The organism is Paraburkholderia sp. GAS38, assembly GCF_050434965.1.
Classification (GTDB): Bacteria; Pseudomonadota; Gammaproteobacteria; order Burkholderiales; family Burkholderiaceae; genus Paraburkholderia; species Paraburkholderia phenazinium_A.
Map to the genome: position 1 here is coordinate 1 of NZ_JBNDJO010000003.1, position 23,197 is coordinate 23,197.

General features: G+C 62.2%; 20 protein-coding genes, 2 rRNA genes and 1 riboswitch. Of the genes, 18 read left to right on the top strand and 4 right to left on the bottom strand.

The genetic code is table 11. The features are described 5' to 3' along the window. From P3T42_RS07595 to cyoD, 7 genes are all read left to right on the top strand, one after another. Nucleotides 1-72, top strand: a 23S ribosomal RNA gene (locus tag P3T42_RS07595); the annotation flags it as partial. A gap of 169 nt (nt 73-241) precedes the next feature. Next, nucleotides 242-355, top strand: a 5S ribosomal RNA gene (rrf, locus tag P3T42_RS07600). Nucleotides 356-951: 596 nt separating this feature from the next. Further along, nucleotides 952-2,499, top strand: a complete 1,548-nt coding sequence (locus P3T42_RS07605; RefSeq protein WP_074294270.1) for a complex I subunit 4 family protein — start codon at nt 952-954, stop codon at nt 2,497-2,499. Nucleotides 2,500-2,829: 330 nt separating this feature from the next. After that, complete coding sequence (cyoA, locus tag P3T42_RS07610) at nt 2,830-3,723, top strand: ubiquinol oxidase subunit II (protein ID WP_074294271.1); 894 nt, start codon at nt 2,830-2,832, stop codon at nt 3,721-3,723. A gap of 3 nt (nt 3,724-3,726) precedes the next feature. Next, nucleotides 3,727-5,718, top strand: coding sequence for a cytochrome o ubiquinol oxidase subunit I (gene cyoB, locus P3T42_RS07615; protein ID WP_074294272.1), 1,992 nt, complete (start codon nt 3,727-3,729; stop codon nt 5,716-5,718). Beyond that, complete coding sequence (gene cyoC, locus P3T42_RS07620; RefSeq protein WP_074294273.1) at nt 5,718-6,332, top strand: cytochrome o ubiquinol oxidase subunit III; 615 nt, start codon at nt 5,718-5,720, stop codon at nt 6,330-6,332. Before cyoB ends, cyoC begins: the two co-directional genes overlap by 1 nt. After that, nucleotides 6,333-6,665, top strand: a complete 333-nt coding sequence (gene cyoD / locus P3T42_RS07625; protein ID WP_074294274.1) for a cytochrome o ubiquinol oxidase subunit IV — start codon at nt 6,333-6,335, stop codon at nt 6,663-6,665. It abuts the gene before it with no gap. 80 nt (nt 6,666-6,745) lie between these two features. Here the strand turns inward: cyoD and P3T42_RS07630 are convergent, their stop codons facing one another. Further along, the gene (locus tag P3T42_RS07630) at nt 6,746-7,774 is read right to left on the bottom strand and encodes a LacI family DNA-binding transcriptional regulator (RefSeq protein ID WP_429305629.1); all 1,029 of its coding nucleotides are present in this window, start codon (nt 7,772-7,774) and stop codon (nt 6,746-6,748) included. A gap of 254 nt (nt 7,775-8,028) precedes the next feature. On the opposite strand from P3T42_RS07630, the gene P3T42_RS07635 reads away from it, so the two are divergent. The 7 genes from P3T42_RS07635 to P3T42_RS07665 all read left to right on the top strand — a co-directional run bounded on the left by P3T42_RS07635 (nt 8,029) and on the right by P3T42_RS07665 (nt 15,974). Further along, the gene (locus P3T42_RS07635; protein ID WP_074294276.1) at nt 8,029-9,270 is read left to right on the top strand and encodes an ABC transporter substrate-binding protein; all 1,242 of its coding nucleotides are present in this window, start codon (nt 8,029-8,031) and stop codon (nt 9,268-9,270) included. A 6-nt stretch (nt 9,271-9,276) separates the two neighbouring features. After that, complete coding sequence (locus P3T42_RS07640) at nt 9,277-10,191, top strand: carbohydrate ABC transporter permease (RefSeq protein WP_074294277.1); 915 nt, start codon at nt 9,277-9,279, stop codon at nt 10,189-10,191. Between the two features lie 9 nt (nt 10,192-10,200). Next, a complete protein-coding gene (locus P3T42_RS07645) occupies nt 10,201-11,052 on the top strand; it encodes a carbohydrate ABC transporter permease (protein ID WP_429305630.1) in 852 nt (283 codons plus the stop codon). Between the two features lie 65 nt (nt 11,053-11,117). Next, on the top strand, nt 11,118-13,103 hold the full coding sequence (locus P3T42_RS07650) for a beta-galactosidase (RefSeq protein ID WP_429305631.1): 1,986 nt from the start codon (nt 11,118-11,120) through the stop codon (nt 13,101-13,103). Nucleotides 13,104-13,282: 179 nt separating this feature from the next. Beyond that, on the top strand, nt 13,283-14,575 hold the full coding sequence (locus P3T42_RS07655; RefSeq protein WP_429305632.1) for a sugar efflux transporter: 1,293 nt from the start codon (nt 13,283-13,285) through the stop codon (nt 14,573-14,575). A 6-nt stretch (nt 14,576-14,581) separates the two neighbouring features. Beyond that, nucleotides 14,582-15,436 carry an AraC family transcriptional regulator gene (locus P3T42_RS07660; protein WP_429305633.1) on the top strand — a complete coding sequence of 285 codons (855 nt, stop codon included), beginning with the start codon at nt 14,582-14,584 and terminating at the stop codon, nt 15,434-15,436. Between the two features lie 127 nt (nt 15,437-15,563). After that, complete coding sequence (locus P3T42_RS07665) at nt 15,564-15,974, top strand: DUF2000 domain-containing protein (RefSeq protein ID WP_074294282.1); 411 nt, start codon at nt 15,564-15,566, stop codon at nt 15,972-15,974. A 64-nt stretch (nt 15,975-16,038) separates the two neighbouring features. On the opposite strand, the gene P3T42_RS07670 is transcribed toward P3T42_RS07665, so the two are convergent. Further along, a complete protein-coding gene (locus P3T42_RS07670) occupies nt 16,039-16,662 on the bottom strand; it encodes an ABC transporter ATP-binding protein (RefSeq protein WP_429305634.1) in 624 nt (207 codons plus the stop codon). A 170-nt stretch (nt 16,663-16,832) separates the two neighbouring features. Further along, nucleotides 16,833-16,981, top strand: a riboswitch (adenosylcobalamin (AdoCbl) riboswitch). 302 nt (nt 16,982-17,283) lie between these two features. On the opposite strand from P3T42_RS07670, the gene P3T42_RS07675 reads away from it, so the two are divergent. From P3T42_RS07675 to P3T42_RS07690, 4 genes are read left to right on the top strand one after another with little or no spacing between them, the layout of a single operon-like run. Further along, nucleotides 17,284-19,218: a TonB-dependent receptor domain-containing protein gene (locus P3T42_RS07675; protein WP_074294284.1), complete on the top strand. Its 1,935-nt coding sequence runs from the start codon at nt 17,284-17,286 to the stop codon at nt 19,216-19,218. Nucleotides 19,219-19,249: 31 nt separating this feature from the next. After that, on the top strand, nt 19,250-20,050 hold the full coding sequence (locus P3T42_RS07680; RefSeq protein ID WP_429305635.1) for an ABC transporter ATP-binding protein: 801 nt from the start codon (nt 19,250-19,252) through the stop codon (nt 20,048-20,050). After that, nucleotides 20,028-21,026 carry an ABC transporter substrate-binding protein gene (locus P3T42_RS07685; RefSeq protein ID WP_429305636.1) on the top strand — a complete coding sequence of 333 codons (999 nt, stop codon included), beginning with the start codon at nt 20,028-20,030 and terminating at the stop codon, nt 21,024-21,026. Before P3T42_RS07680 ends, P3T42_RS07685 begins: the two co-directional genes overlap by 23 nt. Nucleotides 21,027-21,044: 18 nt before the next feature. Beyond that, nucleotides 21,045-22,151, top strand: coding sequence for a FecCD family ABC transporter permease (locus P3T42_RS07690; RefSeq protein ID WP_429305637.1), 1,107 nt, complete (start codon nt 21,045-21,047; stop codon nt 22,149-22,151). 85 nt (nt 22,152-22,236) lie between these two features. On the opposite strand, the gene P3T42_RS07695 is transcribed toward P3T42_RS07690, so the two are convergent. Both P3T42_RS07695 and P3T42_RS07700 read right to left on the bottom strand, forming a co-directional pair. Then, nucleotides 22,237-23,013 carry an SDR family NAD(P)-dependent oxidoreductase gene (locus P3T42_RS07695; RefSeq protein ID WP_429305638.1) on the bottom strand — a complete coding sequence of 259 codons (777 nt, stop codon included), beginning with the start codon at nt 23,011-23,013 and terminating at the stop codon, nt 22,237-22,239. Beyond that, nucleotides 22,983-23,162 (bottom strand): hypothetical protein, encoded by a 180-nt coding sequence (locus P3T42_RS07700; RefSeq protein WP_171991590.1) that lies wholly within the window; start codon nt 23,160-23,162, stop codon nt 22,983-22,985. The genes P3T42_RS07695 and P3T42_RS07700 overlap by 31 nt, the downstream gene beginning before the upstream one ends. Nucleotides 23,163-23,197: the final 35 nt, after the last annotated feature.

The window sequence follows — 23,197 nt, forward strand, 5'->3', positions numbered from 1 at the left end:
TGATAGGTCAGGTGTGGAAGCGCAGTAATGCGTTAAGCTAACTGATACTAATTGCCCGTAAGGCTTGATCCTATAACAGGTGTGTCTTGTGGTTCAGATGAACCCCGCACACGGTTGAGTGATCACGTGTTGTGCCGGAAACAACACAACCCCAACCGCTTCACCCTCTGGTGGCATCACCAGAAACTACTTCTTCCCGATTGGCTGTACTGCTCCATGAGCAGTGCGGCAACAAGTCATGCCTGATGACCATAGCGTGTCGGTACCACCCCTTCCCATCCCGAACAGGACCGTGAAACGACTCCACGCCGATGATAGTGCGGATTACCCGTGTGAAAGTAGGTAATCGTCAGGCTCCCCAGCAGCAAGCACAAACCCCACCCCGCAAAGGTGGGGTTTGTGCGTTTACGGGAAACGCCATCAACGCGACTGTCCAACATCTGGGTTCCGGAAACCCGAGCGATATGCGTCGGCAAGCGCCGAGATTGAAGGATAGATGGGGTGAATTTATTTGTAAGCTTCAAGAGTATCGATCGACATTAGCTTTCTATTCGTAATAAAAATCCGCCTTACGCCACGCCAGCTTTCAACTCTGTTAATCCATTCGAACTGCCTCCGCTGTGCACCAAAACAGGTCGTTTTCCCAGTGAAAACGGCCAAATTTTGTGCAACTGCACATCTCACCCCATGCGCGCAACACCTAAGTCTGCAATAGAGTTCATCGACTACTGCACTAATCGCTTAACAGTTGTTTGCGGCGCTGCAAAAATCTTAATTTCGGGTTATCCTCGTTAACCCTTGACGTGTATGCGACATTGGGACGCGTTGACCTGGCCCCCGAATCAAGCGTTGCGCCTGTTTGGCGTAATAAGACCGTAATGTGTATTTCAATGCTTTCAGTTTGACGGCCTTGATCCGGACGTTTTCCTGCTTCAGCCCTTTAAAGAACAAATGCAATCCGCACCGCTTTTAAGCCTCTTGATCTGGGTCCCCATCGTGGCGGGCATCATCGTTCTGCGAGCGGGTTCCGGTTCTCCCGGCCGCGCCCGTTGGCTCGCACTCATCGGTGCACTTGCCGGCCTCCTGCCGGTGATCCCGCTGGTCGCTGGCTTCCAGAACGGCGTGCCGGCCATGCAGTTCGTCGAGAACGTCAAGTGGTTGCCGTCGTTCGACATTGCGTGGCACCTGGGCGTGGACGGGATCTCGTTGTGGCTGATCGTCCTGACCGCACTGACTACGCTCGTCATCGTCATCGCGGGTTGGGAGTCCATTACGGTGCGCAGCGCACAGTATTTCGGCTCGTTCCTGATGTTGTCGGGCTTCATGCAAGGCGTGTTCAGCTCGCTCGACGGCATGCTGTTCTTCGTCTTCTTCGAAGCGACGCTGATCCCGCTCTATCTGTTGATCGGAACATGGGGCAACAAGAATCGCACTTACGCGGCGGTCAAGTTCTTCTTCTTCTCGCTGGTCGGCTCGCTGATGATGCTGATCTCGATGCTCTACCTGTACGCGCAGACCCACAGCTTCGACCTCGAAATCTGGCGTTCGGCGCAACTGGGTTTCGTGCCGCAGATGCTGGTTTTCCTGGGCTTCCTCGCGGCCTTCTCCGTGAAGGTGCCGATGTGGCCGGTGCATACCTGGCTGCCGGACGTCCACCTCGACGGACCGACCGGCGCAGCCGTGATGCTCGGCATGCTGAAGATCGGCGGCTACGGCCTGCTGCGTTTTGCGCTGCCTATCACGCCGCAAGCGGCGCACTTCTTTGCCCCGGCGATGATCACGCTGTCGCTCGTGGCCGTCATCTACTCGAGTCTGCTCGCACTGGTGCAGACCGACATCCGCAAGCTGCTCGCCTACTCGTCCGTGTCGCACATGGGCCTCGTCACGCTGGGCCTGTTCATCTTCAATCCGCTGGGTCAGGAAGGCGCGATCATGCAGATGATCTCGTACGGCCTCGTCTCCGGCGCGCTGCTGTTGTGCACCGGCATGCTGCACGATCGCACCCAGACCGGTTCGATCGCCGCCTTCGGCGGCGTGGCCAACACGATGCCCAAGTTCGCGGTCTTCGTGATGCTGTTCTCGATGGCGAACGTCGGCCTGCCGGGTACCGCTGGCTTCGTCGGCGAGTTCATGGTCCTGATGGGCGCAGTCGGCTTCAACTTCTGGATCGGCGCACTCGCGGCACTGACGCTGATTCTGAGCGCGTGCTACACGCTGTGGATGTACAAGCGCGTCATCTTCGGCGCGATCGCCAATGCGCGCGTCGCCAAGCTGAGCGACGTGAGCAAGCGCGAGTTCCTGCTGCTGGGCGCGATGGCGGTGCTGGTCCTTGCGATCGGCATCTATCCGAAGCCCTTTACCGATGCGATCAATCCGTCGTCGACCAGCCTGCTCGCGCAGACCAATCGCACGGCACAACCGGTCGAGGCCGCCTCGGTCGAAAACGGCGAACGTTTGCAAGCCCGTGCTGCGGTAAACGCAACACACGCGCCGGGCTGATTGCACGGCTTGTCCAGCGGCGTCGTGTCTGCGAAAGCGGATACGACGCGCTCGTTTTTGTTGTACCCAAGGGCGCGTAGCCGCCTGGATGTGCGGTCGTTACTGGCCTGCGGTTCGTAGCGTTAGCAGTCGTATCATCTTTTGATATAAGGCAAGCACCGGTCGTGTGCGCAGCGCTGTGCGGCAACGTGTCGCACAATGTTGACACGCAAGAGATCGTTGCAAAAATAGTTCTTTATATCAGGATGACGAGGCTTTACCATGCGACCGCTTACTTATGGAGAGCGGTCGGATGATGTTCATTGAAGACGTAAAGAGCAGGCAATCGATATGAAAGAAAAGACTCTACGGGGGGCGATGAGTTCCGTCGCCATCGGGCTGGTAACGCTGCTCTCGGGTTGTAGCAACCTGGATCTGCTGAACCCTAAAGGCAGTGTGGGCGTTGCCGAACGCGACCTCATCGCTACGTCGACATGGGCCATGCTCATCGTCGTGATTCCGGTCATCGCGCTGACGCTGCTGTTCGCGTGGCGCTATCGCGCATCCAACAAGAGCGCCGAGTACCGTCCCAACTGGTCGCATTCCACGGGTATTGAGATCGCGGTGTGGACCATCCCCACGCTGATCATTCTGTTCCTGGGTGTGCTGACCTGGAAGAGCACGCATGAGCTCGATCCGTACCGTCCGCTCGAATCGGCCGTAAAGCCGATCAACGTCGAAGTGGTCGCACTCGACTGGAAGTGGCTGTTCATCTACCCGGATCTCGGCATCGCTTCGGTCAACCAGCTCGCGATTCCCGTCGGCACGCCGGTGAACTTCAATATCACGTCCGACTCGGTGATGAACTCGTTCTTCATCCCGCAGCTTGGCGGCCAGATCTACGCGATGGCAGGCATGCAGACGAAGCTGCACCTGATCGCTGACGAAGCCGGCGACTACGCAGGCGAATCGGCCAACTTCAGCGGCAAGGGCTTCTCGGACATGAAGTTCCGTGCAATCGCCGCCTCGCCCGCAGATTTCAACGCATGGGTCGCGAAAGTGCGCGCCTCGTCGGACAGCCTCGACATGAACCGCTACAACGTCGTGTCGCAGCCGGGCGAGAAAGCGCCGGTCACCTACTTCTCGTCGGTGGATCCGAAGCTCTTTCACAACATCATCGCCCGCTATAACAACGGCAACGTCATGGATCTGAAAGACGACAGCAACTGTAAGGCCAAGGGGTAACGCATGTTCGGTAAATTAACCCTCGACTCGATTCCGTACCACGAGCCGATTATTATGATGGCCGCTGCCATGATGGGCATCGCGGCAGTGGCGGTGCTCGGCACCGTGACGTATCTCGGCAAGTGGCGCTACCTGTGGAGCGAGTGGCTGACGTCGGTCGACCACAAGCGCCTCGGTGTCATGTACATCGTCGTGGCCATGATCATGCTGCTGCGCGGCTTCGCCGACGCCATCATGATGCGTACGCAACTGGCGCTGGCCTATCACGCGCCCGGCTATCTGCCGCCGCATCACTACGATCAGATCTTCTCCGCGCACGGCGTCATCATGATTTTCTTCATGGCGATGGTGTTCATGGTGGGCCTGATGAACCTGATCGTGCCGCTGCAGATCGGCGCGCGCGACGTGGCATACCCGTTCCTGAACTCGCTGTCGTTCTGGATGACGGCAGTCAGCGTGATCCTGATCAACGTCTCGCTCGTGATCGGTGAATTTGCGCAGACCGGCTGGCTGGCGTATCCGCCTCTGTCGGAGCTGAAATTCAGTCCAGGCGTGGGGGTCGACTATTACATCTGGAGCTTGCAGCTCTCGGGTATCGGCACCTTGCTTACGGGTATTAACTTCTTCGTCACGATCGTCAAGATGCGCGCGCCTGGCATGACGTTCATGAAGATGCCGGTGTTCACGTGGACGGCGCTGTGCACGAACGTGCTGATCATGGCTGCGTTCCCGATTCTGACGGTCACGTTGGCGCTGCTCGGCCTCGACCGTTACCTCGGCATGCACTTCTTCACGAATGAAGGCGGCGGCAACGCCATGCTGTACCTGAACCTGATCTGGGCGTGGGGCCATCCGGAGGTGTACATCCTGATCCTGCCGGCGTTCGGTATCTTCTCGGAAGTCATCGCGACGTATGCGAAGAAGCCGCTGTTCGGCTACAAGACCATGGTCTATGCGACCTGCGCGATCATGGTGCTGTCGTTCCTCGTGTGGCTGCACCACTTCTTTACCATGGGTTCGGGCGCGGACGTGAATGCCTTCTTCGGCATCGCGACCATGATCATTGCAATTCCGACCGGCGTGAAGATCTTCAACTGGCTGTTCACGATCTACAAGGGCCGTCTCGAGTTCTCGACGCCGGTGCTGTGGACGCTCGGCTTCATGGTCACCTTCACGATCGGCGGCATGACCGGCGTGATGATGGCGATCCCGGGTGCGGACTTCGTGCTGCACAACAGCCTGTTCCTGATCGCTCACTTCCACAATGTGATCATCGGCGGCGTGCTGTTCGGTTATCTGGCGGGTTTCAACTACTGGTTCCCGAAGGCGTTTGGTTTCAAGCTGCACGAAAAGCTCGGCAAGGCCGCGTTCTGGTTCTGGCAGGTCGGCTTCTGGGTGGCGTTCTCGCCGCTTTATGTGCTCGGTTTCATGGGCATGACGCGTCGTCTGAACCACTACGACAACCCGCAATGGCACCCGTGGCTGCTGCTGGCTGAAGTGGGCGCCATCCTGGTTGCGATCGGTATTGCATGCCAACTGCTGCAGCTCTTCGTGAGCATTCGCGACCGCAATCTGCCGGAAAACCGCGATGTTTCGGGCGATCCGTGGGATGGCCGTACGCTGGAATGGTCGACCACGTCGCCGCCGCCGGTCTACAACTTCGCGATCGTGCCGACGGTGCATGAGCTCGATGAATTCACCGGCATCAAGCAACGCGCGAAGACCGAAACGGCCAAGCCGGTGTACCGCGACATTCACATGCCGTCGAACACGAGCGCGGGCCTCATCATCGCCATGTTCAGCCTGGTGCTCGGCTTCGCAGCAATCTGGCACATCTGGTGGCTCGCGATCATCGGTATCGTCGGGGCGATCGGTACGGTTATCGTCCATAGCTTCAGCGACGACCACGGCTACTACATTCCTGCCGATACGGTTCGACAGATCGAAGAAGGACGCAGCGCAGGTAAGGCGCTTGAATTGGCAGAGGTGGATTAATGTCACAGACGACTACTTTAGGGCACGGACACGACGTCCATCACGACGCGGATCACGTACCGTCGCAATCGGTGTTCGGTTTCTGGCTGTACCTGATGACCGACTGCATCATCTTTGCCTCGCTGTTTGCGGTGTTCGCAGTGATGAGCCACCAGTTCGCCGGCGGCCCGACCGCCAAGGACCTGTTTGAGATTCCGGGTGTCGCGCTGGAAACGGCCGCGCTGCTGCTGAGCTCGATCACCTACGGCTTCGCCATGATCGGCGCGCACAAGGGCAAGAAGGGCATGGTGCTCGGCTGGCTCGCTGTGACGTTCCTGCTCGGCGCGTCGTTCCTCGTGCTCGAACTGCGCGAGTTCTCGCACCTGATCGCCGTAGGCGCAGGTCCGGACCGCAGCGCGTTCTGGTCGTCGTTCTTCACGCTGGTTGGTACGCACGGTTTGCACGTGACGTTCGGCCTGCTGTGGATGATCGTGCTGAGCGTGCAGGTGATCCGCAGTCCTGAACTGAGCGAGCGCGAACTGACGCGTCTGACGTGCCTGAGCCTCTTCTGGCACTTTCTGGACATCGTCTGGATCGGTGTCTTTACCTTTGTCTATCTTACGAGTGTGATCTAAATGGACCACGGCCATACTGCTCACTCGGGTGAAAGCCACGGCAGCTTCGGCAGCTACACGGCCGGCTTCATCCTGTCCGTCCTGCTGACTGCTGCAGCATTCGGCATCATCATGACCGGCTCGTTGACCGGCCAAAGCGCGATTCTGGCAATTGCCGGGCTGGCGTTCGTGCAGATCATCGTGCACCTCGTGTTCTTCCTGCATATGAACACGTCGTCGGCGCAACGCTGGAACGTCATGGCGTTCGGCTTTACCGTGCTGACCGCGGTCATTCTGATTGTCGGCTCGTTGTGGATCATGCATAACGTCGCCATGAACATGATGTCGCGCTAAGCCGCATCAAGTTTGGATGTGTAGGCAAACGGCTCCTCGACAACGAGGGGCCGTTTTTTATTGTGCGCCGGTTCGTCGCGCTACTTGCGGCGCGATGCCTTTGGCGCCGGCGCCGTCGTATCGCGAATCACCAGTTCCGCTAGCGGCACCTTATACGCATCGCGTTTGGGTTTGATGCCTTCGATACGGTCGATGGTCAGCGCGACCGCGATCGATGCGATCGCGGCGGTCGGAAAGCCGACCGTGGTGAGCGCAGGGCGGAACTGATGCGCGAGGTGGATATTGGTGAGGCCGATCACCGACAGATCCTGCGGCACGCGCTTGCCGATATCCGCAGCGGCCTGGATCGCACCGATGGCCATCAGGTCGTTGGTCGCGAATAGCGCCGTCAGCTTGGGTTGCTCGCTGAGCAGCGCGCGGGCCGCGTCGTAGCCCGCCTCGATCGAATCGCGGCACGCATGAACCTTCACGGCGTCTGCAGCGACACCTCGCGCCGCCAATGCCTCGACGAAGCCTCGAAGACGCACCGATTGCGGTCCACCGGACCCTTCCCCCAGCAGCGCGCCGATCCTCCGATGACCGAGTTCATACAGATGCGCAGCGGCGAGACCGCCCGCGTGCGTGTAGTCGACGGTGACGCATGGCAGCGCCCGCGTCGCCTGCGCGCGCTCCCACATGCACAGCACGAGCGCCGAGCCGCGCTGCGCGATGTCGGCGAGTTCGCCTGCGCTGACGTCGGTGTTCATCACGATCACACCGGCGGCCAGCGTGCCGGCGATCTTGTCGAGGTAAGCACGCGCAATCGCCGGGTTGTCGTCCGTGTTGCATACCAGCAGGAAATAGCCGCGCCGCCGCGCCGCGGTTTCAGCCTCCAGCACGAACTCCGGATAGAACGGGTTCGAGATATTCGACAGCATCAACGCGAGCGTGGAAGTGCGTCCTTCGGCCAGTGCCCGTGCCGTGAGGTTAGGGCGGTAGCCGAGTTCGCGCACCGCTGCCATGACGCGTTCCACGGTGGTCGGTTTAACCTTCTGAGGATTGCGTAACACGTTGGATACCGTGGCCGCAGTGACCTGGGCGCGTTGCGCGACTTCAGCGAGCGTCACCATGAATGGCGCACCGCAGCGAGGGTAAACGAGCGGCGAGCTGTGGCGTATGGCCGCTTGAGGAGCGTTTCGCCCATATGTTGAGACGTTGTCGTAAGGGTTGCGTGTCCGGAACAGCTCGGCTACTTTCACGTTCAGACACAGGAGGAACACATGTTAATTCAAAGAGCGATTTTTACGCCGAAAAATTTAAGCGCTTAAATTCTGCGAGCCGCGGCCCGGAAACAGCCACCATAAATTGAATATTGGAGACAACCATGAAATTCAAAGCTGGGAAGTTTTTGCTGGCGGGTATCGCGTGTCTTGCGATGACCGCTGCAAGCTATGCGGACGCCGCGACGCTGAGGGTTACGGTATCCGCACGCGGCAATCAGCGCGCGGTGTGGCAAAGCGCTTTCGATCAGTTCGAGAAGGCCAATCCCGACGTCGACCTGAAAGTGACCTACGTCGGTGAGGAGGCCTACAAGGTGCAGATGTCCGGCTGGCTCGCGACGGATCCGCCTGATGTGCTGAGCTGGCACAACGGCGAGCGCATGGCTTATTTCGCGAGGCGCGGCCTGCTGGATGATCTGAGCGCCGACTGGCAGAAGGACGGCTGGAACCAGACCTACGCCGCGGTCAAACCGCCTTCCACCTACGCCGGCAAGCAATACGCCGCGCCGCTCGGCTACGACTCGTACGGCTTCTTCTATCGCAAGGACCTGTTCGAGAAAGCAGGCATTGCCGGCGAACCCAAGACGTGGGACGAGTTCCTCGCCGACTGCAAGAAGCTGAAGGCGGCGGGCATTGCGCCGATCGCCGTGCCGGCCAAGGATTCGTGGACACTGGCAGCGTGGTTCGACTATCTCGACCTGCGCATCAACGGCTACGCGTTTCACGAGCAACTGATGGCGGGCGAGATCGCCTACACCGACCCGCGCGTGCGCAAGGTCTATGCGACGTGGAAGACGCTGATCGACGACAAGTACTTCGTCGACAACGCGCTCTCGTATGACGTCGATTCGGTGAGCCCGCTGCTCGTCAACGGCCAGGCCGCGATGATGCTGATGGGGACGTTCTTCGCGGCGGGCTTGCCGGAAGCCACGCGCGACAAGATGAGTTACTTCCGCTTCCCGGTGATCGACGCGGCCGTGCCGATGGCCGAAGACGGTCCGGTCAACATCCTGATGATCCCCGCAAAGGCCACCAACAGGAAGGACGCGCACCGCCTGCTCGCGTTCATGGCGCAACCGCAGATCAACGGCGAACTGGCGAAGGGCTGGGGTCAGTTGCCGTCGAACAACCAGGCGCCGGAGCCGCAGGATCCGATCTCGAAGATCGGCTTCCAGATCCTCTCGAGCACCCCTGGCGGTGTCGCGCAGTTCTACGACCGCGACATGACCAAGGAAATGGCCGACGAAGGCATGAAGGGCATGCAGCAGTTCTATAGCGACCCTGGCCAGATCGACCAGATCCTGAACCACCTCGAACAGTTCCGCCAGCGGATCTACAAGAAGTAGGCGAACGTGTCCACCACCCTGTCCGACAAAGCCGTGCCCGTCAGCCGCGAGCGCCGCAAGGCGCCCGCGCCGCTCAGCCGCCGGCGCAATCGCGCGGCCTTGCTGTTCCTGTTGCCGGGCGGCCTGCTGTTTGCGGTCTATGTGATCTACCCGGTGATCAGCAGCATCGTGCTGAGCTTCTATAACTGGGACGGCATGACGCCGCGCGTGTTCGCGGGACTCGACAACTACCGCGAACTGCTGCATTCCGACACGTTCTATACGGCGCTGAAAAACAACGTCATCTGGCTCGTGCTGTTTCTGCTCGCGCCACCCTGCGGTCTCGCGCTCGCGCTGTATCTGAACCAGAGCGTGCGCGGCATCCGGCTGGTGAAATCGCTGTTCTTCGCGCCGTTCGTGTTGCCGGGCGTGGTGGTGGGGCTGGTGTTCGGCTGGTTCTACGATCCGACCTTCGGCTTGCTGAAGCTGATCGTCGGACACGGCGTGCCGGTGCTGGGCGATCCGCGTTACGTGACCTACGGCATCATTTTCGCCGCGCTATGGCCGCAGATTCCGTTCTGCATGATTCTCTACCTGACCGGGCTCACGGGCATCAACAGCGAAGTGATCGAAGCGGCCCGCATGGAGGGCGCCGAGGGCTTGAAGCTGCTATGGCACGTGATCCTGCCGCAACTGCGGCCCGCCACGTTCATGGCCGTGGTGCTGACGGTGATCGGCGCGCTGCGCAGCTTCGATCTGATCTCGGTGATGAGCGGCGGCGGCCCCTTCGACAGCTCCACGGTGCTCGCCTATTTCATGTACGACCAGGCGATCAAGTACTACCGCGAAGGCTACTCAGCAGCGATCGCGGTGGTGCTGTTCATGATCATGCTGATCTTCATCGTGTGGCAATTGCGGCGTCTCGTGCGCAGCGAAACCTGAGGAACCGACATGTATCCGATGCCCGTTTCCCGCTGGCGCCCAGGCAGCCGCCTGCTCTACAAGCTCTCGTTGCCGTGCGCGTTGCTGCTGTGGCTGTTGCCGTTGCTCGCGGTGCTGGTGACGTCGATCCGCTCCAGCGACGAACTCTCGGCAGGCAATTACTGGGGCTGGCCCGAACACTTCGCGCTGGTCGAAAACTACGGCACGGCGCTCACGCAAACGCCGATGCTCCACTACTTCTGGAACAGCGTGCTGATCACGGTGCCGTCGGTGGCGGTGTCGATCTTTCTGGCCTCGATGGCGGGACACGCGCTGGCGAACTACCGTTTTCGCGGCAATTTGCTGCTGCTGGCTATCTTCGTGGCGGGCAACTTCGTGCCGGTGCAGATCCTGATGATTCCGGTCCGGCAACTGACACTGGCGCTCGGCCTGTACAACACGGTGTTAGGACTGGTGCTGTTTCACACGGCTTTTCAGACCGGCTTTTGCACGCTGTTTTTGCGTAACTTCATCCGCGCGTTGCCGTACGAACTGATCGAAGCCGCGCGCGTAGAGGGTGCGAGCGAGTGGGCGATCTACACGCGCATCGTGCTGCCGCTGGTACGGCCCGCACTTGCGGCACTCGGCATCCTCGTCTTCACGTTTGTGTGGAACGACTATTTCTGGGCGCTCTGTCTCACGCAAGGCGATGACGCAGCGCCTATCACTGTGGGCGTCGCGGCGCTCAAGGGCCAGTGGACGACCTCGTGGAATCTCGTGTCCGCAGGCTCGGTGCTGGCCGCGCTGCCGTCGGTCGCGATGTTCTTTGCCATGCAGAAGCACTTTGTGACCGGACTCACGTTCGGCGCCACCAAGGGATAGCCGCGCGGGCCGCGACCGTTGCGAGCGCAACGGTCACTACGATCACAACATCTAGCGGGAGCACCATGCATCTAGGAGTCTGCTATTACCCCGAGCAATGGCCGCAGCATCAATGGGAAAGCGATGCGCGCCGGATGGCGGAACTGGGCATCAGCCGCGTACGGATCGGCGAATTCGCGTGGAGCAGGATGGAGCCCGAAGCGGGGCGCTACGAATGGGCGTGGCTCGATCGCGCCATCGAGGTGCTCGCCACGCACGGTCTGAAGGTCATCCTCGGCACGCCGACGGCGACACCGCCCAGGTGGCTGGTCGACCTGCACCCCGAGATCTTGCCGGTCAACAAGGACGGCATCACGCTCAATTTCGGCTCGCGGCGGCACTACGATATCTCGAGCGAGATCTACCGCGAGCACTGCGCGCGCATCGTGACGCAGATGGTGCGGCGCTACGGCACGCATCCCGCGGTGATCGCATGGCAGACCGATAACGAACTGGCTTGCCATGACACCGCGCCGAGCTACACGGAGGCCGCCCGCCGGCGTTTCGGCGGATGGCTCGCGGCGCGCTACGGCGAAGTGGAGCGCTTGAACGCAGCGTGGGGCAACGTGTTCTGGAGCATGGAGTACCGCAGCTTCGCAGAGATCGGTCTGCCGAACCGCACGCCCACCGACGCGAATCCGAGCCACTGGCTCGACTTCCGGCGTTTCATGTCGAGCGAGGTGGCGAGCTTCCATGGCTTGCAGGGCGAACTGATTCGCGAGCATGCGCCGGGGCGCGACCTGCTGCACAACTTCATGGGCTTTTTCACGAGCTTCGATCACTACGAATTCGCCGAAAGCGGGCTGGATGTCGCCGCGTGGGACAGTTATCCGCTGCCGCGCACGGAGGTGCTGTGGTTCGACGACGCCGACAAGCACCGCTGGGCACGCACGGGGCATCCGGACATTCCGGCCTTCAATCACGATCTGTATCGCGGCGTCGGCAAGGGGCGCATGTGGGTGATGGAACAGCAGGTCGGGCCGGTCAACTGGGCGCCGTACAACCCGGTGCCGAAGGCGGGCATGGCGCGTCTCTGGACGTGGGAGGCGTTCGCGCACGGTGCCGAACTGGTGTCGTATTTCCGCTGGCGCCAGGCGCCTTTCGCGCAGGAGCAGATGCATTCGGGCATCAACGCGCCGGACGACAAGCTCACCGCCGGCGGCCACGAGATCGCCCAGGTGGCGCGTGAACTGGCAAGCTTCGATCCGACCTTCGATCCGACCTTCGACCCGGCCGCCACGGCCCAGGTCACGCAGGCCCGCGTGGCTATGCTGTTCGACTATCCCGCGGACTGGATCGTGCAGATCCAGCGCCACGGCGCCGATTTCGATTATCAACGCCTCGTCTTCGAGTGGTACTCGTGCCTGCGCGAGATGGGCGTGGACGTGGATCTGCTGCCGGCGACCGCCGATCTGAGCGGCTACCGGCTGGTGGTCGCGCCGTCGTTGCCGGTCGTGCCGGACGCGCTGGTTGCGCAGATCCAGGCTGGCCAGGCACATTGGCTATTCGGGCCGAGGACCGGCTCGAAGACCGCGGACTTCACGATCCCCGCCACGCTTCCTCCGGGCCCGCTGCAGGCCGTTCTGAACGTGCGGGTGTCGCAAAGCGAATCGCTGCGCCCGTCACTGCGGCCGGCGGCGACGTTCGACGGCGTACGAGGCGAGGGCCGAAGCTGGCGCGACCACGTTGAGCCGGGGCCCGGTGTCGACGTCACGGCGGTGTTCGACGACGGCGTGCCGGCTGTCGTGCAGGCCGGCCGGGTTCGCATGACGACGGCCTGTTTCGATCCGGCGTTGCAGCGTGCCGTGCTGGAACGCTGCGTACACGACGCCGGCATCGAGGTGCTGACGCTGCCGGAGGGCGGCCGCTTGCGCCGTCTCGGCAACCTGCGTTTCGCCTTTAATTACGGGGACACCGCATGGCGCGTGCCGGCCCCGGAGGGCGCGCGTTTCGTGCTGGGCGGCCGCGAAACCGGGCCGTCCGACGTGGCGGCATGGATCGAAATGCACTGACGTCGACAGCCAACGTGCTAACACGATCCAGCAAGCTTTGGCATACTGCGGGTTCCCCCGTGCGTCGTACCGGCTACTTTTTGGGGCTGTCGGTGCACGCGCATTGCCGTTAGCCAGCTGCGCGCACTGAGCGGATTCGCCGCGATGACGCATGCAGTCAGCATTACTTCGCGTCATCGATGAACTACTCCCGGCTCGTCAGTCTCACGCGCATCCCGTCCTTCATGTCGCTGGCGGGCGCGACCCTGATGCTGGGGGTTGCCATGTCGTTCACCGCGCCGTACCTGTCGCTGTTCGGCGTGGAGCGAGCCGGGATGACGCCGCTCAGGCTCGGCCTGTTCATGACGCTGATTGCGGCGAGCGGGGTGGCGGCGAGCGGCTGGGCCGGCAAATGGTCCGATCGCCACGGGCATCACCGCACACTGCTGCTGGCGGCGCTGGGCGCGGCGGCATTGGGTTTCCTGCTGTTGTGTTTCGTGCGCGACTACCGCGCGCTCCTCATCATTGGGATTGCCTTCCTCGGCGCGGGCGGCTCGGCGCTGTCGCTGGTGTTCTCGTTCGGCCGCGCCGCGTTGCCGGTGACGAGCGAGTCCGAGCGGACCTTTGCCACGGCGACGCTGCGCACGGTGCTTTCGGTGGCGTGGGTGTTCGGGCCTTCGGTGGGCGCGCTGGTGCTCGCCGGGATCGGCTTTTACGGCCTGTTTCTGTTCGCGGCGGCGTGCTTTGTCGCGTGCGGCGCCATCATCTGGCGCATGCCCGAGGCCGCGGATGGCGACGTGCCCGGCGTGCCGGACCATGTCCCCGGCGACCCGGCCTCGTCGCTCGAAGTCACCACCGTCGAACCCGAGACGCCGGTCGAGCCGGATTTCGTCCATCCGGTTGCGCCGGCGCGCGTCATCTGGCGCTCGGTGCTGGCGCTGACACTGATCGGCCTCGCCGCCAACGCGACGATGATCGTGCTGCCGCTTTACGTCGTCCACGGTCTGCACGGCACCCGCATCGACGTCTCGATCATGCTCGGCCTCGGCGCTTTCCTCGAAATTCCGATGATGCTGGCGCTGGGCGCGCGCGGTTCCTCGCTGAACAAGCTGCGCTGGCTCGCTGCGTGCGCCGGCGTGCATATGCTGTATTTCATCTGCGTGGCCGCGGTCGGTTCGGTGTCGTTCCTGATTCCGATGCAGGCGCTCAACGCGTTCGTGGTCGCGGTGACCTCGTGCCTCGGCATGACCTATGTGCAGGACCTGATGCCGCGCTCGCCCGGCCAGGCCACCGCGCTGTTCTTCAACTCGGCCCGGGTCGGCTCGATTCTGTCGGGCGTGCTGTCGGGCTTGCTGGTCGCCGGGGTCGGCTATCGAGGCACGTTCCTGTTCTGCGGTTTGCTTGCACTCGGGGCGCTGATCCTGTTCGCTGATCCGCCGTGGCGGAGCTGGGCGCGCTATGTTCAGGACCGCTGGCCGGGCCGCCGGGAGTGACGTCCCATGCCTGTACACAACTGGGTCGATCTACACCAGCACGAACGCACCGGGATAGAAACGTTGCGTGCGCATTTCGAAGGGCATGCCTACGATCCGCACTGGCATGACGCGTACCTCATCGGTTTCACCGAGCAAGGCGTGCAGCAGTTCGATTGCCGCCGCGCGCGCGTGCAAAGCACGCCGGGCCACGTGCTCATGCTGGAGCCGGGCGATATCCACGACGGCCACGCTCCGGCGGAAGGCGGCTTCACCTATTCGATGCTGTACCTGCAGCCCGATTGGCTCACACGCGAGCTGAGAGCATGGTCGGAGGCCGTGCCCGCGACGGGGCAGCCGCAATTCCCCGCAACCTTGAGCGACGACATGGGACTCGTCGCGTCGATCGCGACACTGTTTCGCGTGTTGCGTAACGAAGAGACTCGCCTCGTCCAGCAGGCGGCCACCGACAGCCTGCTTGAACACCTGAGCCGCCATCTCGGCTGGCGTGTGCGTCATGAGGGCGATCCCTGCATCCCACCGGTCGCACAACGTGCACGTGACTATCTGCACGCGCGTCTGTACGACGACATCGGCCTCGACGATCTGGCGGCGGCCTGCGGGGTGGACCGCTTTCGTCTCTCGCGTGCGTTCAAGGCCAGTTTCGGGCTTGCACCGCATGCCTATCTGATCCAGTTGCGGCTGACCAAAGCACGCCAGTGGCTTGCACGCGGCATGGCGCCGGCCGAGGTCGCACACGCGCTGTGCTTTGCCGATCAGAGTCACCTGGGGCGGTGGTTTCGTCGCGCCTACGGGCTGACCCCTGCGCACTACGGCAAACGCTGCACAAATCTTCCAGACTTGGCGTCAAGCCACGTTTAGTCTTGCTGAGAAGGTCTGACGGGATTCGTGCCGCGAAGTCAGCGTAGCACGGCTTCGGCAGGTCTCATTGTCCCGCGGGCATCGTTCAGGGGATGAGTCAACGTGATACGGCAAAGGAATGGAAGGAATGGAGTTCGATACGAAGGTTGCGCTGGTGGTGCGTGACGACCTGGCCTCGTGGCAGAAGCTGAACGTCACCGCTTTTCTTGCCACCGGCATGGCGGCGGCAGCGCCCGAAGCGATCGGGAAACCCTACGAGGACGCGAACGGACGGCAATACGCCGCCTTGCTTGGGCAGCCCATGATGATCTATGGCGGCGACGCGTCGGGGCTTCTGCGAGCGTTTCAGCAGGGCCAGCAACGCGAGCTGACCATTGCGGTCTACGTGAAGGCGATGTTCTCCACCGGCAACGACGACGACAATCGCGCCGCGTTCCATGCCGAATCCGTCGATCAACCCGAGCTGGTCGGCATTGCGCTGCGCGGGCCGAGGAAGATGGTCGACAAGGCGGTCAAGGGGCTATCGCTGCATCCTTGATGCGTACGATGGCGGGCTGCGGGTTCGCGCATGTTCGTTCGAGCGAACGGCGAGAGAGTCTTCGTCAGGCGCGCCTGGCGAGATCCGCGAAGCTGATCGCTTTCGCTTCGCACGCCTGCGTCAAGGCCGCATCGTAGCTGGTGAAGAAAACCACCCGGTCCTGGCCCAACTGTTTGAACAGATCGATCAGGACAGCGCGCGCGGCGGCATCGAGGCCACCACCCGGTTCGTCCGCAATCAGGACGGTAGGTGCCCCGATCGATGCCGCCGTCAGGAACATTTTCTTGCGCGTGCCGAACGACATCTGCTCGAAGCGTTTCTCGAGATGAGGCGCGAGGCCGAAGCGTTCGGCCAGCTCCAGCGTGCGATTCTCTAGCACCGCTTTTCTTTGCGTGGCTACGCGTTCGAGAAAATCTCGACCCGTCTCGAGCGGATACGTCAGGCAGTCTTCGGGCACGTAGGTGAGGGCGGACTTCGCCGCGAGCGGCGCGCTGCGCAGCGAATGGCCGCCGAGCCAGACCTCGCCCGCGTCCGCTTCGATCTCGCCGGCGAGGACGCCTAGCAGCGTCGACTTGCCGCTACCGCTTTCGTCGTTCAAGGCAACGCACCCGGCGCTGGCGCTGAAATGCAGTCCCTGAAAGACAGTGCGCTCGCCGTAGCGTTTGCACAGATTGTCGAATCTAAGCATGGGTCATCCAGTTTCTCAGACTGGCAAGCATAGCAGTTCAAGCGCCCTCGCTCGCGCGGCTTCTTTCGATGCAGCGATATCCATTGTCACGCAGACCGGCATGAGCTTCGTCCTGTCATGTCTCATCCATCCAACGCCGGCCCGGAATTTATCCAGGCGGCATTGATTCGCACGTAAAATGCCGCGCATACGACTCGTGGAAGCTGGTGAAACTCCAGCGCGGTCGCGCCACTGTGACCGGTTCAGCCTGAACCGGAAGTCAGACCTCGGCGTCGTATCCCTCTTCCGACTTTGGGGCGCGTAATCCCCAGGAGCTATCCGCATGGCCGACTTCGCCTGCAATCTGGACTCACCGCCAGATCCGTATTCCTTTGACTGTCCCGCTTCGCGGCCTGTGGCGAATATTCGTCGCGCCTGTCTGTCGACGCTTGCTTCGGCGCATGAACAGCCGCGCCGCTGAGGCGCGTTAAGCGCGCGATTGCGTCGCCTCCACCATGGCCTGACCGTACTGCGCTTCCCTTCATGAGGCATGCGTTTCGCCATGGCCTGGATCGGACACCGAATGACCGCGTCCGCGCGTGCTGCATGTCATCCAGTCTTCTAATAATCAGGATGTCCCTTATGAAGTTCCGTCGTTTCATCATCACGTCTGCGCTGACCGTCTCGACGTGCCAGATGGCCTATGCCGCGGACGATTCGTCGTTGCCGCAGGCGGACCAGCAGTCTCCGGCCACCACCACGCTGCCGAACATTCTAGTGACCGGCGACACCCAGCACTTGCCGCAATCGTTCGATCAACGCTACGCCTCGACGCAGGTGCTCACCCGCGCGGATCTGGATCGTCTGTCGCCGATCGACCCCAGCATCACGCAAGCGCTCGCCACGCTGCCCGGCGTGACGATTTCGCAAAACGGCGGCCCCGGTTCTTCTGCTGGCGTCAGTATCCGCGGTTCGTCGGCGAATCAGGTCGCGGTGTTTATCGATGGCGTCCGGGTCGGCTCCGCCACTACCGGCCAGGCCGAGTGGGCCGATCTGCCGACCGCCGCGTTCGATCGCGTCGAAGTCATCTCGGGCCCGGCGGCCGCATCGTTCGGCGCGGATGCGATGGGCGGTGTCGTGCAGTTGTTCACCAATCACGCTTCGAATCAACCGAACCAGACCACGGTTTCCGCAGGCGGCGGCTCGAACAAGACCTTCGATACGCAGATCCGCACGTCGGGCAGCATTCCGTCCACCGGACCCCTCGCCGCGTTGTCGGGGCTGACCTATTCGCTGGGCCTGCACGACTACAACACTGCGGGCATCGACGCGACCGAGCCCTGGGCCTATGGCCACGAAGATGGCCGTAACCCGTACCATGCGCAGAACATCGACGCACGCCTCGGCTACGCGCACGACAACTGGTCGATCTCCACGTTTGCGCTGTACCACAAGTCCGACCTCTCGTACGACAATGCGGGCGGCGACGACCGGCAACTCGATCATCAACTGACGACGGGTGTAGCGTTCCACCTGGACATCACGCCGTCCACGCAGTTCGACCAGTCCTTCGGCTACGCCAACGACCGGCAGTTCCTGTACTCGAACACGCCCGGTATCCCGACTGACGAAATCGACTCGACGCGCCTGAGCACGTCGACTTCGCTGACGCATCAGGAGCGCGGTCTCAAGCTGTTCAATCTGCCGCTGTCCGGCGAGACGAAACTCGCGTACGATTTTTCGCGCGAGCAAGCCTTCCTGCCCATCGACATTCCCTCGGGCGTGCCGACTCGCAACGACTCGGCCGTGTCGCTGCATCAATCGGCCACGCTGGGTGACTTGACGGTGTTCCTCGCTGGACGCCACGAGATTGTCGAAGGCCAGTCGGTCAATACCGGCAATGTCGCGGTGGCCTATGCGATCACGCCGGTTTATACGGCGCGGCTTTCGTATGGCAATGCATTCCGTCTGCCGACGTTCGACGATCTGTACTATCCGGGTTACGCGAATCCGAACCTGCTGCCCGAGCGCAGCGATACGGTCGAAGCCGCGCTGGATGCCGCCACCTCGTTCGGCACCTTCACGGCCGCGGTGTACGACACGCGCGTCCACAACCTCATTACGTACGACTCGGTGACCTTTCTGCCGGTGAACGTGGGCCGGGCGCACATTCAAGGTATCGATCTCTCGTACAAGGGCACGCTCGGCAACTCGACGCCCATCAGTCTTGCGATCGGCATTCTGAATCCGCAGGACGTCACGGACCAGACCTGGCTGAACCGCCGCCCGCGTCAAACCGTCAGCCTGAATCTCGATCACACGTGGGACGAGTTCCACCTGCACGCGCTTAGCACGGGGGTCACGCTGCTTTACGGCGGCTCGACGTTCGACGACCAGGCGAACTCGATCTATCTGCCGTCGTACACCACGGTCGGACTGCGTGCCGCGTACAAGGTCAATTCGCACCTCACGCTGTCTGCGAATCTGTCGAACCTGTTTAACCGCCAGTACGTGACGGCATACGGCTACAACTCGTTGGGCCGGACGGCGTTTGGTAAGGTTTCCTACACGTTCTAAGTGGGCTATTTTGTGTCCCGGAGAATCAGGCATGTCGCTATTGCAGGTGTCGGAAATCGACTGGTCGCCCGGCGCCGAGGGCGAGCGCGCAGCCAGGATTCTTCGGGCGGTCACGCTCGCTGCAAAACCGGGCGAGTTCGTCGGCCTGGTCGGACCGAACGGCAGCGGCAAGAGCAGCGTGTTGCGTTGCGCCTTCCGCTTCAACACGCCGCTCGCCGGGACGATCCAGCTTGATGGTAACGACATCTGGAAGAAGCCGGCGAAGTGGCTCGCCTTGCGCGCTGCGGTCGTCTTGCAGGAATTCCCCGAGGATTTCGGCCTGACCGTGCTCGACGTGGTCTATATGGGGCGTACGCCGCATAAGAGGCTGTTTGGCGGCGATACGCCGGAAGATGCCGCCATCGTCGATGCCGCGCTTGAAAAGGTGGGCATGTCTGCCATGAGAGAGCGGCACTTCGACACGCTCTCCGGCGGCGAAAAGCAGCGCGTGTTGTTGGCGCGGGCGCTCGCCCAGCAGCCCAGCTTGCTGATTCTCGACGAGCCGACCAATCACCTCGATCTGCAGCATCAGATCGAATTGCTTTCGCTGTTGCGCCGCATGGGCATGACGACGCTGGCGACGATTCACGACCTGAATCTGGCCGCAGCCTATTGCGACCGGTTGTACGTTATCCACCACGGCGAAATCGTCGCACATGGCAGGCCTCACGAAGTGATCACCGAATCCTTGCTCGCCGACGTATTCGGGGTGGCCGCGATTGTCGATGCGCATCCCGTGTCCGGCTATCCGCGCATTACCTTACTCACACATGGAGAAACAACCCGTGCCTAAGCGTTTTATGTCCCGCTGCCTGAGCGGCGCGATCGTGACCAGCCTGCTGGCCGCCGCCACGCTGTCCACCGCTTCGGCGACGACCTACCCCGTGACGATCCGCAGTTGCAACCGCGACGTCACGTTCGCAGGGCCACCGCAGCGTGCCATCAGTAACGACGTGAATCTGACCGGCATGATGATCGCGCTCGGCCTGAAAGACCGCATGGTCGGCTATACCGGCGTGAGCGGCTGGAACACGGGCACGGCGGAACTCAAGCAGGCGCTCGGCACGTTGCCGGAGCTTTCGAAAGAGTATCCGTCGGTCGAGACGCTGGTCGGCGCGAACGCCGACTTCTATTTCGCGGGCTGGAACTACGGCATGAAGGTGGGCGGCGATCTCACGCCTGCGACGCTGGCGCCGCTCGGTATCAAGGTCTACGAATTGACGGAGTCGTGCGCTCATGTGATGAAGCGCCCGCCTGCCTCGCTCGGCGACGTGTATCACGACCTGGCGAATCTCGGCAAGATCTTCGACGTCGAGAACCGCGCCGATACGCTCATCAAGGATATGCAGACGAAGATCCAGGCCCTCTCGTCGAAAGCGGCCGGCGACGGCAAGCCGGTCAGCGTGTTCGTCTACGATAGCGGCGAGGATCGTCCCTTTACGGCGGGCCGAGAAGCGATTCCCACCGCGTTGATTGCCGCTGCGGGCGGTCGTAACGTGATGGACGATCTCGACGATAGCTGGACACGGGTGAACTGGGAGACGGTGGTGGCGCGCAATCCGCAAGCGATTGTGATTGTCGATTACGGCAGCGTCACCGCGGCGCAAAAGGAAGCCTTCCTGCGCAACAACCCCGCGCTGAACCAGATGGATGCGGTGAAGAACAACCGTTTCATCGTCCTTCCGTATGACGACGCGACGCCCGGCGTCGCCAACGTGCGTGCCATCGCGACGATCGCGAAGGGACTGCATCCGGCTGCATTCCAGTAATCACGGCGGCCCATACCGATGTCTATCCGACGCAATGACAGCGTGAGCGGAGCAGCGCACGACGGGGCGGCGCCACGACGTGCGTGGATTGCTGCGGGCGAGCGGCGTTACGGCGTGAACGTGTTGGTGGTTTGCCTGCTGGCATTGCTCGCCGTATCCGCGGTCGTGTCGATCGGCATCGGGCCGGTGCGGATCGCGCCGTCGGTGACGTGGCGGATTCTGTGCAGCCATTTGCTGGGACTGGTCACGGGACGCGAGCGCGCTGGAACATGGTCCACCGGACAGGACAGCATCGTCTGGCTGATCCGCTTTCCGCGCATCATTCTCGGCGGACTGGTGGGGGCCGGGTTGGCGCTGGTGGGTGCGGTCCTGCAGGCCGTGACCCGCAATTCGCTGGCCGATCCTCATCTGCTCGGGGTGACCTCGGGCGCGACGCTCGGTGCCGTGACCGTCATCCTGTTTCTGGGCGAGACCATCGGCATCGCGACGCTGCCGATTGCCGCGTTTGTCGGCGCCTTGCTGGCGATGTTTGTCGTCATCGCGGTGGCCATGCGGCATGGCCGCCTCAATTCGGACCGCTTGCTGCTGTCGGGCGTCGCGGTGTCGTTCTTTGTGATGGCAATGGCGAACCTGATGCTCTTTATGGGCGACCACCGTGCTTCGTCATCCGTACTGTTCTGGATGCTCGGCGGTCTTGGCCTCGCGCGCTGGAATCTGCTCGTGATCCCTGCCGTGGTCCTCACAGGCGGATTCGTGATGCTGAGCGCAACGGCGCGTTCGTTGAACGCCGTGATGGCGGGCGACCAGACCGCGTCGACCCTGGGCATCAACGTCTCTGCGCTGCGTGTTCAGGTGTTCGTGGTGGCGTCCCTGATGACCGGCGTCATGGTCGCGACGAGCGGGTCGATCGGCTTTGTCGGCTTGATGATTCCGCATATCGCACGCCGCTTCGTCGGCACCGATCACCGGCGCCTGTTGCCGGTGACCGCGCTGTCCGGCGCGATCTTCCTGATCTGGGTGGATGTGGCGGCCCGCACGCTCATTGCGCCCGAAGACTTGCCGATCGGCGTGGCGACGGCTGCAATTGGCGGGATCTTTTTTATCTGGTTGATGAAGCGCCGCTAAGGCTAACGCCCGAATCGCGTACGCGGATTCGGGCGCACGGCCGTCGACGGCACTGCATCAGGAAAGCGGGCCTCGGGCCCTCTCCTTACCCCTTACGAAACAGCGGCGCGCCCCACGGTGCACCCGTCGTGCCGCCGTCGACCACGATTTCCGCCGCAGTGGTGCCCGAGGCGTCATCCGACGCGAGGAACAGCACGGCTTTGGCCACTTCTTCCGGCGTGGCGAAACGCGCGAGCGGAATGCCTGCTGCAAGCGCTTGCTCGGTCCCGTCGATGGTTGCGCCCGTTCTCGCGCCGCGCGTCCAGATCGGCGTGCGCGTGCCGCCCGGAATCACCGTGTTCACGCGGATGCCGCGCGCGACGAGTTCAGAGGCAAACACTTTTGCCATGCCGGTCACGCCTGCCTTGGTGGCGGAATAAGCTGCCGAGCCCGGCGAGCCGAGTTCGCGCATGACCGAGCCGTTCAGGACGACCGCACCGCCCGCGCTCATCAACGGCAGCGCCCCTTGGACGGTGAGGAAAACCGCGGTAAGGTTGGTGCGCAGAATCGCTTCGAACGCGGCCGCGGTCGTACCGCCGAGCGGCGTCGGACCGGAGATGCCGGCGTTGGCGAACACAATATCAAGCGACCCGTAGGTCTCTTGAATCTGCTTGAACATCGAATCGATCGCGGCCGGTTCGTCCAGATCCACAGCGATGCCGAGGGCGTTTTCACCCAGTTCGGCCACCGCGTTATCCAGCTTCGTGCGATCGCGCCCCGTCACGACGACGCGAGCGCCTTCTGCGATCAAAAGTTGTGCCGCAGCAAAGCCAATCCCGCTGTTGCCGCCCGTCACGAGCGCGGTTTTTCCAGTAAAACGCATCTTCCTTCTCCTGTGTAAAGCGCCGCGAGATCGCGTCCAAAGCCGCGCCGGCTCGCCTTGCCAGAACCTGTTACGCGGCGCTGGGCAGCCGCCGCATCCGAACCATCACGAGCATTGCCAACACTCGAAATCTGTATGTTGATCATCATGCACAATTTCAGTATTATGCTCATCATGCAGATTG